Raw genomic sequence first — 16,392 nt, forward strand, 5'->3', positions numbered from 1 at the left:
ACCAGAAACCGTATTTCTTGGCGACGTCGTTGGCGATATCGGAGAATGTCGCAGTCCCCTTGTCCGCCGCGACCACCAGATAGGTGTCGTCACCGTCGCGGCGCACCACCCGCGCCGGCGGAATCACCTCACCGCTGGCGTGATCGACATTGTCGGTCACATCCAGCAGACCGCTGATGAAGGTGCGATAGCACTCCACTCCTTCGCCCTGCAGGGCCTGGCGATCGGTTGCCGGATCGCCACTGGGCGCCGGCGGGCGTTTCACCACGAACCCGCCCTTGGCGCCGACCGGCACGATCACCGCGTTCTTCACCGCCTGCGCCTTCACCAGACCCAGAATCTCGGTCCGGAAATCTTCCAGGCGATCCGACCACCGCAAACCACCACGCGCCACCGGGCCGAAACGTAGATGGACGCCCTCGACCCGCGGGGAATATACGAAGATCTCGAACTGCGGCCGCGGCCGCGGGAGCTCCGAAATCGCGTGCGGCTCGACCTTCAGTGACAGGTAGTCACGCGGCAACCCGTCGGCGTCGACGACGTAGTAGTTGGTACGCAGCGTGGCGGTGACGACACCGAGGATGGCACGCAGAATGCGGTCGGCATCCAGGCTCACGACCTCGTTGATCCGTTCCCGCACTGCCGCACGCAGCTCGTCCGCACGATCCGCGGAGGCCGAATCGGGATCGAACATGGCCTCGAACAGTCCGACGAACAGCTGCGCGATATCCGGCGAGGCGAGCAGAACGCGAGCGATATTGGCCTGACTGTACGGAAAGTCCGCCTGCTGCAAGTACTTCGAATAGGCGCGCAGAATCGACACCGACCGCCACTGCAGTCCGGCCCGTAACACCAACTCGTTGAGGGGATCGCTTTCCGCCCGGCCGTGCCAGAGGGCGTCGAACGCCTCGGTGAAGCGCTCGCGTAATCCACGTTCCTGCGCGTCGAGGAGATCGAGCCGGTCGGCGGTTTCCACCAGCTCCGCATCCATGTTGCGGTCCAACGACATTCGCAGCAGGTCGGGTCGGGCCTGCAAACCGAAATCGTAGATCCACGCCCTCCGGCCGTCGCCGAATTCGACCTCGTAGGGCCGTTCGTCGACCACCTCGACACCCAGGCTCTGCAACAGTGGCAACACCTGGCTCAGCGAAATACCGCTGCCGACGTACAGAGTGAATCGCCACGACCCGGGCGCGGCGTCCGGCCTGCGATACAGATGCTGATCGATGGTCTCGCCGGCGAGGCGCTCCAGCCGCACGATGTCGGCCAGCGCCCGGGAAGGTCCGAAATCCTCCTTGTACCCGTCGGGCAGTGCGGCCGCATACCGTTGCACGACAGCGGGATCCAGCACGGTGGACCGAGCCACCTCGTCGCGCAGATGATCGTCCCAGGTGCGGCTGGCCTCGGCGAGCATATTCTGAATCCGCAACCGGTTGGCCTCGGAGGTATCGACCCGAGTGCCCGGTTCGGGCAGATGCACGGTGAAATACACGCTGGCGAGCTCGTTTTCGGACACGCGCGCCGAGTAGTCGATCGATACACCGCCCAACTCGCGAACCAGGATGTCCTGGATCTCGAGCCGAACCCGGGTGGTGTAGCGGTCGCGCGGCAAATACACCATGGCGGCCACGAAACGACCGTAGGAATCCTGGCGGAGGAACAGCCGCACCTGTCGACGCATGCCCACGCTGAGCACGGCGCTGGCGGTCCGCCGCATCGTGTCGATATCCGAGGAGAACAACTCGGTACGTGGGAAGGACTGGATCACCTCGAGCATCGCCTGGCCCGAGAACGATTCGAGATCGAATCCGCATTGTTCGATCACGGTGCGCACCCGGCGCGCGATCACCGGAATATCGAGCACGTTCTCGTGCAGGGCGGCGACGGTGAACACACCGATGAACAGATGTTCGCCGACGACCGTGCCCGAGGCGTCGGTTTCCGCGACACCGATGAAATACGGATAGACCGAGCGGTGCACCGTCGCCGGGACCAGCCCCTGGGTGAGCATCAGCAGCGGACGCCGGCCGCCGTCGCCCGGAACCTGGAAGTCGGTCCCGACGTTGGGTCGCAGGACACCGAGGCAACTGTCCGGCACGACAACGGATTTCGCTTCCGCACCGGCCGCGGGGCGACGCTGGAAGCGGGCGTAGCCGAGGAGGGTGAAATGCCCGTCTGCCAGCCAGCGGAGCAGATGCGCGCAGTCCACCAGGTCCGTGACCGGGTACGGCGAGGATCCCGCATCCGCGGTCCGGATCAGCTCGCGGGCGAGGCGATCCTGCACCGCCCGCATCGCTTCGGTATCGCCGATGACCTGGCGTACGTCGGTGAGCACATCGGGCACCTCGGCCTCGATGCGCTCGAGGACGTCGCGGCTCGTGGACGGATGCAGCTGCACGTGAATCCAGGATTCGCGCAAGCCGGTGACACCGTTGCCGTCGACCTCGTGCGGGGCCGCGGAATGCAGCCGCCCCTCGTCGTCGCGCATCACCTCGAAGATCGGATGGATCACTTCGCTGACGGTGGCGCCGATCCGGGTCAGGGCCGAAGCCACCGATTCGACGAGCAGACGCATATCGTCGGTGACCAGTTGCACCGCCGCCCCGATGCCGCTGCCGTCGTCGGGGTGGTACACCCGCACGCGCGCCGCGCCCGGGGGACGTTGCAAGCCCAGTTCGAGATGCCGTCGGAAGACCAGCGCCGAACTTCCGGTGATCGCACAGTCCACATCGCCGGCATCCACGTGACGGAAGTACGCCGATTCGAGCGTTGCGAGTTCTCCCCGCAGCGGCTCCGGCAGACTCTCCGCCCACGCGTTACTGGACAATTCGGACGAGACCGTCATTTTTTTCGCCAACTCCCTCGGATTCGGTTCCGCAACAAAGTGACGCCGGGGTCGAGAGTAGCTGGGTAGCCGAGGCGCCGGGGTGTATTCCTTCTAAACCCTCGGCGACGCTCAGCTACCTCGAACGGGCCGGTTGGTACGCCCGTGTTCGCAGCCTACGCCGAGACCCGGGTAGGCCGCGATGACGTTGCGCCCCTGAGAGATTGACGCACGTCCGGGTGGTCGGTCGACTGCGCGAGCCGAAAGGTCAGTCGCGAGTCAGCTTACGGTGAGTAACGCGGTGCGGACGGGCCGCCTCCGGGCCCAGGCGCTCGACCTTGTTGGCCTCGTATGCCTCGAAGTTGCCCTCGAACCAGAACCACTTGGCCGGATTCGAGTCGTCGCCCTCCCACGCGAGGATGTGGGTACACGTGCGGTCGAGGAACCACCGGTCGTGGGAGATGACGACGGCGCAGCCGGGGAAGTTCTCCAGCGCGTTCTCCAGCGAGCCGAGAGTCTCCACATCGAGGTCGTTGGTGGGCTCGTCGAGCAGGATCAGGTTGCCGCCCTGCTTGAGGGTCAGCGCCAGGTTCAGGCGGTTGCGTTCACCACCGGACAGCACACCGGCCGGCTTCTGCTGATCCGGGCCCTTGAAGCCGAAGGCGGAAACATAAGCGCGCGAAGGCATCTCCTGATTGCCGACCTCGATGTAGTCGAGCCCGTCGGAGACCACCTGCCAGACCGTCTTCTTCGGGTCGATGCCGGCGCGGTTCTGGTCGACATAGCTCAGCTTCACCGTGTCGCCGACCTTGACCTCGCCGCTGTCGGGCTGCTCGAGTCCGACGATCGTCTTGAACAGTGTCGACTTACCGACACCGTTCGGGCCGATCACGCCGACGATGCCGTTGCGCGGCAGGGTGAACGACAGATCCTTGATCAGCTGCCGGTCGCCGAACCCCTTGTCCAGGTGCTCGACCTCGACCACCACATTGCCCAGGCGCGGGCCGTGCGGAATCTGGATCTCCTCGAAGTCCAGCTTGCGCATCTTCTCCGCTTCGGCGGCCATCTCCTCGTAGCGGCCGAGGCGGGCCTTGTTCTTGGCCTGGCGAGCCTTGGCGCCCGAACGCACCCAGGCCAGCTCCTCCTTGAGCCGCTTCTGCAGCTTCTGGTCCTTCTTGCCCTGAACCTCGAGTCGCTCGGCCTTCTTCTCCAGGTAGGTGGAGTAGTTGCCCTCATAGGGGTAGGCCCGGCCGCGGTCGAGCTCGAGGATCCAGCCGGCGACATTGTCCAGGAAGTACCGGTCGTGCGTGACCGCGAGGACCGCGCCCTGGTACTGGGCCAGATGCTGTTCGAGCCAGTTGACGCTCTCGGCGTCGAGGTGGTTGGTGGGCTCGTCGAGCAGCAGCAGATCAGGCTTGCTCAGCAGCAGCTTGCACAGCGCCACCCGGCGGCGCTCACCGCCGGAGAGGTTGCCGACCGGCTCGTCCGGCGGCGGGCAGCGCAGTGCGTCCATGGCCTGCTCGAGCTGGGAGTCGATATCCCACGCGTCGGCGTGGTCCAGGTCCTCCTGCAGCTTGCCCATTTCATCCATGAGCTCGTCGGAGTAGTCGGTGGCCATGAGTTCGGCGATCTCGTTGAAGCGGTCCAGCTTCACCTTGATCTCGCCGAGGCCTTCCTCCACGTTGCCGCGGACGGTCTTCTCCTCGTTCAGCGGCGGCTCCTGCTGCAGGATGCCGACCGTGGCTCCGGGCGCCAGGAAGGCGTCACCGTTGTTCGGCTGGTCCAGTCCGGCCATGATCTTCAGCACGCTCGATTTACCGGCGCCGTTCGGACCGACGACGCCGATTTTGGCGCCCGGAAGGAAGTTCAAGGTCACATCGTCGAGGACGACCTTGTCGCCATGCGCCTTGCGAACTTTCTTCATCTGGTAAATGAACTCAGCCATGTAGGAAAGCCTATCGGTGTCGGAACCAGTGGGTCGAAACGGAGGACCGCGCGAGCGGAGCAGAGGTAACGGTAGTCATCCGGCGTCGGCGGCCGCCGCGGAGACCGGCTCGACCGTAGTCGATCCCTCGCCCGTGGCAGGTCCGGACTCGCCCGGCGGCGCCTGTGGCACCGCGTCGTCCCCTTCGGGGACAACGTGTAGGTCCGGGCCGGAGTTCCGGGCGCCGCCCCGCCGCAGCACCGGAGCGGCACAGCGGCCCAGGTCGGGCCCCAGCGCGGCGGCTCGCATCTCGAGATCGTGGCGTTGCACACCTTCCCTGGTCCGGTACTCGTTGGTGCGCAGCTGACCGTAGGCGATGATCGGATCCCCTCGACGGATGGACGCGTCGACCCCCTCCACCAGGCGGCGCCAGCAGGTCACCGTCAGAAACAGGGTGCCGCTGTCCACCCATCCGCCGGTATCGCGATCGAAGCGGCGAGCATTGCTGGCCATCCGGAAGCTGATCACCTGTTCACCACCCGGCAGGCTCCGCCGTACGGGATGTGTGACGACGGTGCCGATAACGGCGGTATTCGCCTCGTACATGGTTGTCCCCCTTCGCGATTCGACTGCGCCCCCGTCCGCGGCGCCCTCGGCCGACGTGACCTACTCAGCGTCGCCGATGCCGCGACGCCTCACCAGCCCCGGATGCGAATATGTGGACAACTCGCGTGGGTGTGAACAGGACCCGTTCCGGAGTCCACGTGGTCAGAGGTTGCTCACGTCCGTATTGGCGCCGCACAGCACGATCACCGGCCGCTCGCCGGGCTCCGGGACATAGGCCCCACTCTGTACCGCGGCCAGGGCGACCGCGCCCGCCGGCTCCACGACCAGCCGGAATTCCCGCCACAGATATTCGCGTGCCATCGCGATCGCGTCGTCGCCCACCAGGACCGAGCCGACGCCGTAGCGAATCGCGGTATCGAGCGCGATATCGCCGATCCTGGTGGCGCCCAGCGCATCCGCCGCGATGCTGTCGACCGGCACATCGACCGGGCGCCCCGCCGACAGCGCCGCGTACAGCGTCGGCGCGCCCTTGGGTTCGACGCCGATCACTCGTGACCGCGGGCCGAGCGCGATCGCGATACCGGCCATCAGGCCCCCGCCGCCGACCGCCATCAGCACCGGCGGCCGTCCGCGCACCTGACGCTCGATCTCGAGCCCCACCACACCGGCCCCGGCAACCACCGCCGGCAGATCGTAGGCGTGCAGTTGCAGCGCGTTCCGATCCGCGGTCACCGCGTCGGCGTGGCGTTTGGATTCGGCATAGGTCGTTCCGTGCCACAGCACTTCCGCGCCGTATCCCCACATCGCCGCGACCTTGGTGTGCGGTGCGGTTTCCGGGACGACGACGGTACAGGGGCGGCCGCGCAACGCGCAGGCCAGCGCCGCGGCGATCCCCGCGTTGCCACCGGAGGCGATCACCACCGGCCTGCCGTCGTCCTCCGACTGCAGCAGCGCGTTGAGACTGCCGCGCACCTTGAACGTGCCGCCGTACTGCAGATGTTCGAGCTTCAGAGTGACCTTGACCGGCCCCTCGGGACCGGCCACCTCGGTGTGGAATACGGGCGTGACCCGCACGTCGTTACCCAGCCGCTCGCAGGCGGCCCGGATATCGGCGCGAAAAAGGCGCGGGATCTGCGCGGGCGCCTCGGTCACGGTTTCACCTCGCGGTCACGTTTGGCCAGTTCGGCGAACATGGCGTTGTGCGCGGCGAGGGCGGCGTCGTGGTCGCGCTCGGCGGCCCGGTCGAAGCGCTTGGCCGTGCGGTTGTCGCTGCGCGACCATTGCACCAGCAGCGCCAGCATCACCAGGACCAGCGGAATCTCACCGCTGGCCCAGGCCAGCCCGCCGCCGGTGCGCTGATCGCCGAGCAGATCGGTGTTCCAGCTCAATCCGAGCCCGCGATAGAACCACTCGCCCATCACCGTGGTCATGCTCATCAGCGCGACGCCGAAGAAGGCGTGGAACGGAAGCGATCCGAACACCATGCCGACCTTCGTGAGCGGCTGGACCTGGCGCGGTTTGGGGTCGATACCGAGAACGACCCAGTAGAACAGGTAGCCCGACACCAGGAAGTGCAGATTCATGGCCAGATGGGCGCCGTGCTCGCCGACCACCGCATCGAAGATGCCGCCCAGATACAGCGCGTAGAAGCCGAGGATGAACAACGCCGCAGCGACAGCCGGCTGGGTCAGGAAACGCGAGACCGGGTTGTGTACCGCGGCAAGCACCCATTCCCGCGGCCCGGGCGGTGCGTCGCGGCCGGCAGCGGGCAGGGCGCGCAGAGCCAGCAGCACCGGGCCCCCTAGTGCGAACAGCACCGGCGCGAGCATCGACAGCAGCATGTGCTGGGCCATATGCACGCTGAACATGGCCGGGGCGTACCGGCCCACCCCGGAACTCGTCGCGATCAGCAGCACCGCACAACCGCACAGCCACGCCACGGTCCGCCCCATCGGCCAGGCGTCGCCACGTGCGCGCAGGCGCCGCACGCCCACCAGATACAGCACCGCCAGCACGATGGCGAGGGTGCCGAACATGATGTCGAAGCGCCAGTCGAACAGGATGCGGCCGACGGTCGGCGGCCCGGCGAGGTTGTAGCCGAGTTCGACCTCCGCGGGCGAGGGCACCCGTTTGAGATCCGGCGGCGGGGTGCGGCCGAGCCCGACGGCCAGGCCGATCGTGGCCGCGAAGATCAAGATCTCGACTCCGGCGTAACTGATCAAGGCCGAGCGGTCGCGGGGATTGTCCGCCAGCGCCGGAAGGGCGCGGCGGCGCTGGAGGAATCCGGCGACACCGAGCAGGCAGAGTGCGACCGTTTTCGCGATCACCAACCGGCCGTAGGTGGTGGTGAACAGTTCATCCCACGGCACCCGCACCCAGGCGTTGAGCACCCCCGACACCGCGACGACCGCGAACGCGCACGTCGCCACCAGGGAGAATCGTCGTGCGGCGAGACCGGTGTACTTTCCACCGCGCATGGCATAGGCGAGGACCGCGAACAGTCCGCCGACCCACACGGCCATGCCGACCAGATGCAGGATCAGGCTGTTCGTCGCCACATCGTGGGCGCCACCCGACGACGAATGTCCGGTCAGCGCAACCGGAATCAGGCACAGCAGCGACCAGGCGAACAACACGGGTGTCCAGCCCCAGCGCAAGGCCAGCCGGCAGCCGATGGCGAGCAGAATCGCCATGATCGCGGTGGCGCGCCAGGATCCCGCGACATCGACCTTGCCGATGGCATGCCAGATCTGATCGGGCCGCAACACCGAGCGCACGGGCTGGCCGGTGGTGTCCGACAGCGTCAACGGCACCAGCAGAGCCGAGGTCACCGCCCAGGCCAGCGCCGCGATCCCCGCGCGACGCAAGGCTCGGTAACCGCCGACATCGAGCAGACCATCGCGCTGCGGTGGGCACAGGAAGGCCGCGAACAGCAGCGACCCGACCGCGATCGCGGCCGAGAAATCGGCCACCGCCCGCACTGCGGGCAGACCGTAGGTGGTCAGCGGGCCGGGGTCGGGAATGCCGAGCAGAGTCAGCGCCTGCGCCGCGGACAGACTCACCACGATCGGCGCGACCAGCGCGGTCAGACCTACCGCCACCACCGCCAGCACCGGGAACGCCGTCGCCTCCGGCCGCACGGCCTGGGGGTCGGCTTCGACGGGCGGGTCCTGCGGTGACGACATACTATTCAGCGTAGTTGGCGGCCCACCTCACAGCCTTCCCGGCCCGAATCCGCCCCGCTCGCTGTGACGAGGGCGACAGTCGTCCACGGCGTTGTCGATGACCAGCACCGATCTGGACGCTCGCTATAATCAACTCGCTGGACACGCTGCCCCAAACCGGGCATGGTGTTTGGTACTGCCATGCCTCCGTAGCTCAGTTGGATAGAGCAAGGGCCTTCTAATCCCTAGGTCGCAGGTTCGATTCCTGCCGGGGGCGCTTTACCACTCTGACCTGCGTATACTCCGGGTTGGACTGTGGTTACCCACTCGCTTCGACGGCTAAACACCCAGGAATTTTTGCGGAAGGTCGGTCGCCGGGCGAGCCTCGCACGCCGACGGGCAGTGAGCGCCGCATCCCACACCCCCGAGTCTCCGGCCGCCCTTCGGCCTGTGCATCCCGCCGGGAAAGCCTGCGTTAGCCAGCCAGTCGATTATTCGCGGTTTCAGGCAGGTATCGGCCGCTCTGTTCCGGTTTCCCACCGGATGCCAGCTGATAGCCTTCCCTCTAGTTGTCGCCGGGCGTTCCACTCGTGGAAGGGGGTGGCGTGCACGATCCCGATCCACCGTTCCGGCCGATCCACCGGAGCGACGGGTATCTCCCGCTGGAGGACTACGGTCTGATCGGAGACGGTACGACGGCCGCGCTGGTCGGGATGGACGGTTCGATCCCGTGGCTGTGCCTGCCGCGCTTCGACACCCAACCGCTGTTCTGCGGGCTGCTCGACCATGCCCGCGGCGGCCACTTCACCGTCGCGCCGGCCGATCCTTTGGAAGGTCGCCAGCGCTATCAGCCGGACACCGGCGTGCTGGAAACCGAATTGCGCAGCGCCACCGGCGTTCTCCGAGTGACAGACGCCATGGTAGTGCGCCCCGGCTCCGATCTCGGCGACGACGCGCCCGCCGATCGCTCGGAACTGGTTCGCTCCGCGATCGTCGTCAGCGGGCACGTCCGGGTGGCGGTCGAGATCGCGCCGCAGGGGGGTGCGCAGTTGCGGCCGGTGCTCAGCGGGCTGGAGATCCGGGTCGCCTCGCAACCGAACCTGCGGCTGCATCTGCGCGCCGACCGGCCGCTGGACGGCGTGCACACCACCTTCGACCTGGTCCAGGGCGAGCGGCTGGAGCTCGTGCTGTCGTGGGGGCGCTTCCACCGCCACCATCGCTTCGACGCCGCGGCGATGCTGCGCCACACCGCCGACGCCTGGCGCTCGTGGATGCGGACGTGTGTCTACGACGGTCCCGAGCAGGCACTGGTCCGGCGCTCCGCGATCACGCTCAAACTCTGCGACCACTGGGTGAGCGGATCCGTCGTGGCGGCACCCACCTCGTCGCTGCCGGCGCCCATCGGCGGCGTCCGCAACTGGGACTATCGCTACGTCTGGATCCGCGACGCGTCGTATGCCGTCTATGCCTTGCGCCGCATCGGTTTCCGCAACGAGGCCGACGCCTTCCTGGGCTGGGTGCTCGACGCGTTCGAGCGCAGCGGCGAGCCACGCATCATGTACGACATCGACGGCGATCCGGTTCCGGACGAGATGGTGGACACCGGCCTGGAGGGCTACCGCGGAAGCGGGCCGGTGCGCTGGGGCAACGGAGCCACCGACCAGCGCCAGCACGACGTCTACGGCGAGATCCTCGACTGCGCCGACCAATGGCTGCGCACCGGCGGTGAGTTGCAGCCGCTGCTGTGGTCGAATCTGTCGGATCTGGCGGAGGCCGCAGGCCGATCGTGGCAGGAGCCGGACCAGGGCATCTGGGAAGTGCGCAGCCCGGGCCGGGTTTTCACTTATTCCGCGGCGCTGTGCCAGGTGGCACTGCACCGCGCCGCGTCGATCGGGGAACGATTCGACCTGCCGGGTCCCGTCGCGATGTGGCGCAGTACCGCGAACGAGATCCGCGAGGCGATCCTCAAGAACTCGTGGGACGAGCGGGCCCACACCCTCAGCGCCCATCTGGATGGTGGCGGCGAGTTGGATGCGAGTTTGCTGGCGCTGCCGCTGCGCCGCGTCGTGCCCGCCGATCATCCACGCATGACGGCGACGACCGAGGCGGTGGCCGATCGGCTCGGAGCCGGCGACGGACTGTTGTATCGCTACCTGCACGACGAATCACCGGACGGCCTGCCCGGCAACGAGGGCGCGTTCGTCCTGTGCAGTTTCTGGATGGTCGACAACCTCACCGCGCAGGGACGGCTCGAGGACGCCGAGCGGCTCTACACCTCCCTGTGTGCCCGCGCGAGCACCGTCGGCCTGCTCGCGGAGCAGATCGACCCGACGACCGGCACGTTCATGGGTAATTTTCCGCAGGCGTTCAGTCATATCGGCATCATTTCCAGCGGGGTGAAACTCGCGCGAGCGAAGGCAGGTGCGACATGATCACGCGTCTGGCCGTCTTCGGCGGCACCGGTGATCTCGCTGGGCGCTACCTCTTGCCGGCCGTGGCCGCCCTGTTCCAGGCCGGGCATCTGGACAGCCGTTTCGAGGTGGTGTGCGCCGATCGCAAGGGCCGCAGCGACGAAGAGTGCCACGAGTGGGTGGTAGCCCAGCTCGAGGACCATGCCGCGGAGGCGGCGCCCGACGCCCGGAAGGCGGTCGCCGCCGCGACGCGGTACCGCAGGGCCGACATCCAGAACGCCGACGAGGTGGCGGCGGCGATCGCCGGCGACGGTCCGGTGGCGGTGTACCTCGCCCTGCCCCCGGCGGTGTTTCCCGCCGCGATCACGACCCTGCACGAGGTGGGACTGCCCGCGGGCAGCGGGATCGTGCTCGAGAAACCGTTCGGCGAAGACCTCGACAGTGCCGAGAAACTGAATCGGCTACTGGCCGATCTGGTGCCCGAGCGAGCCGTCTTCCGCGTGGACCACTTCCTCGCCATGACCACGGTGCAGAATCTGCTCGGCAGCAGGCTGGCCAATCGCGTCCTCGAATCCATTTGGAACAGCGCGCATATCGCCAAGGTGGAAATTGTCTGGGACGAAACCCTCACCCTCGAGGGCAGGGCCGGATACTACGACCACGTCGGCGCGCTCAAGGACATGGTGCAGAACCATCTGTTGCAATTGCTGTGCCTGATCGCCATGGAACCCCCGATCACGCTGTCCGAACGGGACCTGCGCGACCGCAAGGTCGATGTGCTGCGCTCGGTGCGTCCGCTGACCGATGCCGATGTCGCCGCCCGCACGCGTCGCGGACGGTATCTCGCGGGACGGATCGGCGATCGCGACGTTCCTTCCTACGTCGACGAGGAGGGCGTCGACCCGCGTCGCCGGACCGAGACCTTCGCCGAGGTCGAACTGACGCTGGACAGCTGGCGGTGGTCGGGAACGACCTTCGTGCTCCGCAGCGGCAAGGCACTCGGGACCGATCGCAACGAGGTCGCCGTCCATTTCCGCCCGGTCCCGCATATGCCCTTCGGCCATCAGGGAACGCCGGAGCCCAATGTGCTGCGGTTCGGGCTCGACCCCGAAAGCCTGTCGCTCGGTCTGACGGCCGTCGGCGCCACCGCCGGGACCCTGGTGCCGCTCACTCTGACCGCTCAGGTGCAACCGCCGGAGTTGCCGGCCTACGGCAGGCTCCTGCTCGACGTACTGAACGGTGACCCGGCCCTCTCGATCCGCGCGGACGAGGCCGAACAGGCTTGGCGCGTGGTGACTCCGATCCTGTCGGCGTGGTCGCGCGATGTGGTGCCGCTCGACGAGTATCCGGCCGGGTCGCAGGGACCGGCCGGCGCCGATACCAGCGAATGATCAACTGTGCCCGCGCAGACGCCCCGCCGGACGGTCCCGCCCTGCGTCGTCGTGACCGGAGTGTCGGGAACCGGCAAGACCACGACGGCCCGGCTGCTCGCCGCACGGCTCGACCTGCCGTTCGCCGACGCGGACGACTTCCATCCGCCGGCCAATATCGCCAAGATGACCGCCGGCATCGCACTGAGCGACGCCGATCGCGAACCCTGGCTGATGTCGGTGAGCCACTGGCTGCGCGACCGCCATCTCCGCGAAGACGGCGGTGTGGTCGCCTGTTCGGCGCTCAAACGCCGCTACCGCGACATCCTGCGCTCCGCCGCGCCGGAGACCGTCTTCCTGCTCCTGATCGCCGACCGGGAAACCCTCAGCGAACGCATCTCCCACCGCCACGGCCACTACATGCCGGTGTCGCTGCTCGAATCCCAGCTCGCGACACTCGAACCGCTCGAACCCGCCGAACGCGGCCTCATCCTGCACGCCGACCGGACGCCGGAAGCCGTCGCCGACCAGGCCGTCGCCTTTCTGACCGGATGATCTCTTCCCACGCGGTGAGCGATGCTCGAAACTGTCCCCGGAACGCCTGCGGCCCACCACATCCGTGATGTGGTGGGCCGGGTTGTGTCGTGATGGGTGGTCAGCCCGCGCTACCGCTGGCCCCCAGCGCAGCCAACATGTCCACGAGCACAGTCAGAAAGTCCATTCGGGTCTTACCTTTCGATTCAGCGGAGGGTGCCAGCATGCATGCCCAACGTTGCCGCAAGGTTATGCGCCGGTGAAGTCGAGCCGCCCGGATGAGAATGGAATATCCAATAAATGAGATTGATATTCTTACTCCATGACTGACGATCTCGGTGCGGCGGGGCTGCGATTCGAGCGCGACGGCGTGATCGGATGGTGCGTGATCGACCGGCCCGCAGCACGCAACGCGCTGACGCCGGCGATGTATTTCGGCATCAAACGTGCGGTGCACCTGGTCAATTCGGATCCGGATCTGGCGGCGTTGATCATCACCGGGACCGATGACGTGTTCGCGCCGGGCGGCGACCTGGGCGGGCGCGCCGAGCCCGGGGATGCGTTGCCGCCGGAGCTGTCGGGTCAGGATGTGCTGCCCTTCCTCGCCATCCGTGACAGCCGCGCTCCGGTGGTGTCGGCGGTGAACGGGATCTGTCAGGCGGGCGGTCTGCTCATCGCGATGATGTCCGATATCGCGGTCGCCAGCGAGCGGGCTGTGTTCCGGGTGCCGGAGCTACTGCGCGGCATTCCCGACGCCACCTTCGCCGCGGTGCTGCCCGCCCATGTCGGCGTGGCGGTGGCTCGGGATCTGCTGTTGTCGGCGCGGCGATTCGACGCGGACGAAGCGCGGCGACTCGGCGTCATCAGCCGGGTGGTGGCGCACGAGCGGCTACGCGAGGAGGCCGTCGCGGCCGTCTCCGAAATCCTGCAGACCGCACCGCAGGCCCGCGCCCAGGTGAAACGCATGCTGAACGAGCGCTACGGCAGCATCGACTATCAGACCATGTTCCTCGCCCTGGAAACCTCGCCGGAACCGCGGGAGGGAATGCGTGCCTTCATGGAAAAGCGTGCGCCGCAATGGATTCCCGAGGGGCTGCCCACGTCCGGCGAGCGCAGGCCTCAGGGCAGCATGCCGTAGGCGCGGGTGGGACGCAGACGCGCGATCACCCGGCGGTCGGCGACCATCGCGCGGCGATAGTCCGCCCAGTCCGGATGCTCGCCGCTGAGCGCCCGGTAGTAGGCGATCAGCTCCTCGACGGTGGCGTCGTCGGCGGTCGCGGCCACCGGGGTCAGTTCGACATCGGCCTCCAGGACGGCGTAGCCCCAGAAGTCGTCACGGGTGACGTGCAGGGCCGCCCACGGCTCCCGGCGCAGATTGGCGTATTTGGCCCGGTCCGCCGTGATGGAGATCCGGATGATGCCGTCGGGGGCGACCCAGTGGGTGACGTTCGACAGCTGTGGACGCCCGTTGCGGCGCAGGGTGGTCAGGACGGACCGCGAGGTCGTACGGGCGAAGTCGAGCGCGGTGTCGAGTTCCATACGCGCTGCAACCCCGGCCGCGCGGACACTGTTCCCGCACAGCCGCAACTCATTCCGACGGCGCGGCGGCCCGTGGCGCCGAGTCGGGCAGATGTACCAGCACCAGGCCGATGCCGGCGATCAGGAAGTTCTGCAACGCCGCCGAGGAGGCGTTGACCTCCTTGTTCGCCCACATCCGGAACCACTCCCCGCCGACGGTCAGGAACGCCCCCGCGAACAGCAGCACCGCCATCGTCCAGCCGATACTGGACAGCTTCGCCGCGGTGCCGGGTCGCACCGGCACCCGGCGTGGCCGCCCGCTCAGCTCCCGCAGCCAGCAGGCCGCGGCGACGAGCAGCACGAGAGCGATCGAGAACTCCCAGATCACCACAAGGATGTAGACGACCAGCGCGATGTCGCCGTTGGTGAGAGCACGCCAGTCGGTGCCCGGATTGTGGATCGTGGCCCGCATCGAGAGCACGGCGGCCACGCCGCGGCGATTGGTGACGGTGTCGGTGCAGTTGGTGATCGCGACGAACAAGTAGTAGAAGCCGGTGATCGTCGCGAGTACCGCCACCGCCGTCCGTCGGCTACCGAGCACGTCGAGAATTCCCGCACCGCCGATTCGCATGATGCTTACCTAAACGGTTCGGCGAAACCGCGTCAACCGCAGCGGCTTCCCATCAACGACCAAGTGCGAAGGGGCTTTTCGCCGTCGGGAGCCACAGCCGGTGCTAGGTTCGATCGGGTTCGCGGGCGACGAAGGTGATCGGCAGGCTCAGGGGCGAACGGGTGAGACCGGCGTGATACCGAATCTCCGCCCGGTCCCGGACGGCGATGTGATCCATGCGCCGCACGATCTCCTCGAGCGCCACGCGCAGGTTCAAACGGGCCAGGTTGGAGCCCGCACAGCGATGCGGGCCGGCGCCGAAGGCGAAGTGGCGGTTGCGAGTCCGGGTCGGGTCGAATCGGTCCGGATCCGGGAATTCGCCGGCGTCACGATTGGCCGAGGCCCAGTGGATGAGCATCTTGTCACCGGATTCGATGACGTGGCCGGCCAATTCGGTCTCGCGCACCGCGGTGCGGCCCACCGAGACGAACGGCGAATCCAGCCGCAGCAGTTCCTCGACGGCCTTCGGCATGAGCTCGGGGCGTTCGCGCAGCAACTGCGGAATCTCCGGTTCGCGGCAGAACCGCTCCACCATCAGTCCGAGCGCACCGGCGGTGGTTTCGAGCCCACCGAGGATGAGAAGTTGTACCGCTCCGATGGTTTCGTCCTCGGTCAGCGGCACGCCGTCGATCTCGGCGGCCAGCACCGCATCGACCACATCTCCGCGCGGCGGTTGCTCGCGCCGGGCGGCGAGAAAGCCTTTGACCCAGGCGTACAAGCCCTTCCAGCATTCGCGCGATTCGGGATGATTCGGAATCGACGACCGAGAAGCCAGTCGCGACACCGTATCGAGTTCGTCGGCGGGCGCGCCGATGGCGAGTTCGAAGAAGGCCAGACTGGGCAGCGGCCGCGCGAAGGCGTCCATGAATTCGCACTCCCCGTCGGCGAGGAAACCGTCGAGCAGGCGAGTGACCAGATCGCGCGTCGGCTGTTCCCAGTCGGCGACCGCCGCGGGGGTGAAGTACGGGGTGATCAGGCTCTTGTAGGCACGCTGTTCGGGCGGATCGACTTCGACAGGCAGATTGCGCACTACCCCCTTGGTGCCCGTGACCGACAGACCGTGCGCGGAGCTGAACACCGACCAGTTCTGCGCCACGCTCAGCACCTCCTCGTATCCGGAGGCCACCCAGAATCCGCCGTAGCGGTCGCTGTGCGCCACCGGGCACAGCTCACGCATGCGGGCCATCGTCTCCGGCAGTGTGGCGGCGAGTTCGGGTGCGAGGTGGTCGAACTGGCGCAGACACCAATCATCGGGCAGGCGTATGCCGTTCGGCGTTGTCTTCTCCATGGTTTCCCCTGGCGGCTCGGGCACCGAGTGGGCGCCAAATCACAGTAACAGGGTAAGTGATCACTTTCTAGCGGATGACCGGATGCCGTGACCTACCATGTGTTAGTAAGTTCTTACTCACA

At 67.3% G+C, this 16,392-nt stretch carries 12 protein-coding genes and 1 tRNA gene; 5 read left to right on the top strand and 8 right to left on the bottom strand.

From position 1 onward, the window contains the following. The 5 genes from ACPCUW_RS28245 to ACPCUW_RS28265 all read right to left on the bottom strand — a co-directional run. The coding region (locus ACPCUW_RS28245; RefSeq protein ID WP_423428167.1) for an NAD-glutamate dehydrogenase domain-containing protein at window positions 1-2,845 on the bottom strand (2,845 nt) is incomplete at its 3' end. 247 nt (window positions 2,846-3,092) lie between these two features. After that, window positions 3,093-4,769: an energy-dependent translational throttle protein EttA gene (gene ettA, locus ACPCUW_RS28250; protein WP_030517883.1), complete on the bottom strand. Its 1,677-nt coding sequence runs from the start codon at window positions 4,767-4,769 to the stop codon at window positions 3,093-3,095. Between the two features lie 75 nt (window positions 4,770-4,844). Further along, the gene (locus tag ACPCUW_RS28255) at window positions 4,845-5,354 is read right to left on the bottom strand and encodes a single-stranded DNA-binding protein (protein ID WP_082857342.1); all 510 of its coding nucleotides are present in this window, start codon (window positions 5,352-5,354) and stop codon (window positions 4,845-4,847) included. A 162-nt stretch (window positions 5,355-5,516) separates the two neighbouring features. Further along, complete coding sequence (locus tag ACPCUW_RS28260) at window positions 5,517-6,467, bottom strand: threonine/serine dehydratase (RefSeq protein ID WP_423428168.1); 951 nt, start codon at window positions 6,465-6,467, stop codon at window positions 5,517-5,519. After that, window positions 6,464-8,500: a cytochrome c oxidase assembly protein gene (locus tag ACPCUW_RS28265; RefSeq protein ID WP_423428170.1), complete on the bottom strand. Its 2,037-nt coding sequence runs from the start codon at window positions 8,498-8,500 to the stop codon at window positions 6,464-6,466. The genes ACPCUW_RS28260 and ACPCUW_RS28265 overlap by 4 nt, the downstream gene beginning before the upstream one ends. Window positions 8,501-8,682: 182 nt before the next feature. Here ACPCUW_RS28265 and ACPCUW_RS28270 point away from each other — a divergent pair. The 5 genes from ACPCUW_RS28270 (at window position 8,683) to ACPCUW_RS28290 (ending at window position 13,932) form a co-directional block, all read left to right on the top strand. Beyond that, window positions 8,683-8,756 (top strand) — tRNA-Arg (locus ACPCUW_RS28270). Between the two features lie 328 nt (window positions 8,757-9,084). Continuing rightward, the gene (locus ACPCUW_RS28275; protein WP_064906475.1) at window positions 9,085-10,911 is read left to right on the top strand and encodes a glycoside hydrolase family 15 protein; all 1,827 of its coding nucleotides are present in this window, start codon (window positions 9,085-9,087) and stop codon (window positions 10,909-10,911) included. Further along, on the top strand, window positions 10,908-12,281 hold the full coding sequence (locus ACPCUW_RS28280) for a glucose-6-phosphate dehydrogenase (protein ID WP_423428171.1): 1,374 nt from the start codon (window positions 10,908-10,910) through the stop codon (window positions 12,279-12,281). The genes ACPCUW_RS28275 and ACPCUW_RS28280 overlap by 4 nt, the downstream gene beginning before the upstream one ends. Before the next feature lie 6 nt (window positions 12,282-12,287). Beyond that, window positions 12,288-12,815 carry a gluconokinase gene (locus ACPCUW_RS28285; protein ID WP_423428173.1) on the top strand — a complete coding sequence of 176 codons (528 nt, stop codon included), beginning with the start codon at window positions 12,288-12,290 and terminating at the stop codon, window positions 12,813-12,815. Window positions 12,816-13,116: 301 nt separating this feature from the next. Further along, window positions 13,117-13,932: an enoyl-CoA hydratase/isomerase family protein gene (locus tag ACPCUW_RS28290; RefSeq protein WP_423428175.1), complete on the top strand. Its 816-nt coding sequence runs from the start codon at window positions 13,117-13,119 to the stop codon at window positions 13,930-13,932. On the opposite strand, the gene ACPCUW_RS28295 is transcribed toward ACPCUW_RS28290, so the two are convergent. The 3 genes from ACPCUW_RS28295 to ACPCUW_RS28305 form a co-directional block, all read right to left on the bottom strand. Continuing rightward, window positions 13,914-14,333: a PPOX class F420-dependent oxidoreductase gene (locus ACPCUW_RS28295; protein ID WP_063017493.1), complete on the bottom strand. Its 420-nt coding sequence runs from the start codon at window positions 14,331-14,333 to the stop codon at window positions 13,914-13,916. The two genes, ACPCUW_RS28290 and ACPCUW_RS28295, sit on opposite strands and share 19 nt — an antisense overlap. A gap of 49 nt (window positions 14,334-14,382) precedes the next feature. Then, the gene (locus tag ACPCUW_RS28300; protein ID WP_063030408.1) at window positions 14,383-14,943 is read right to left on the bottom strand and encodes a DUF2165 domain-containing protein; all 561 of its coding nucleotides are present in this window, start codon (window positions 14,941-14,943) and stop codon (window positions 14,383-14,385) included. Between the two features lie 103 nt (window positions 14,944-15,046). Continuing rightward, window positions 15,047-16,270, bottom strand: a complete 1,224-nt coding sequence (locus ACPCUW_RS28305; protein ID WP_423428177.1) for a cytochrome P450 — start codon at window positions 16,268-16,270, stop codon at window positions 15,047-15,049. Window positions 16,271-16,392 lie beyond the last annotated feature (122 nt).

It is taken from the genome of Nocardia sp. AB354 (assembly GCF_049538315.1).
Taxonomy (GTDB): domain Bacteria; phylum Actinomycetota; class Actinomycetes; order Mycobacteriales; family Mycobacteriaceae; genus Nocardia; species Nocardia nova.

Bases quoted from the DNA above. Each gene is read 5' to 3' on its own strand.
- ACPCUW_RS28255 (WP_082857342.1), bottom strand. From the start codon at position 5,354: ATGTACGAGGCGAATACCGCCGTTATCGGCACCGTCGTCACACATCCC.
- ACPCUW_RS28305 (WP_423428177.1), bottom strand. From the start codon at position 16,270: ATGGAGAAGACAACGCCGAACGGCATACGCCTGCCCGATGATTGGTGT.
- ACPCUW_RS28295 (WP_063017493.1), bottom strand. From the start codon at position 14,333: ATGGAACTCGACACCGCGCTCGACTTCGCCCGTACGACCTCGCGGTCC.
- ACPCUW_RS28290 (WP_423428175.1), top strand. From the start codon at position 13,117: ATGACTGACGATCTCGGTGCGGCGGGGCTGCGATTCGAGCGCGACGGC.
- ACPCUW_RS28265 (WP_423428170.1), bottom strand. From the start codon at position 8,500: ATGTCGTCACCGCAGGACCCGCCCGTCGAAGCCGACCCCCAGGCCGTG.
- ACPCUW_RS28300 (WP_063030408.1), bottom strand. From the start codon at position 14,943: ATGCGAATCGGCGGTGCGGGAATTCTCGACGTGCTCGGTAGCCGACGG.
- ettA (WP_030517883.1), bottom strand. From the start codon at position 4,769: ATGGCTGAGTTCATTTACCAGATGAAGAAAGTTCGCAAGGCGCATGGC.
- ACPCUW_RS28280 (WP_423428171.1), top strand. From the start codon at position 10,908: ATGATCACGCGTCTGGCCGTCTTCGGCGGCACCGGTGATCTCGCTGGG.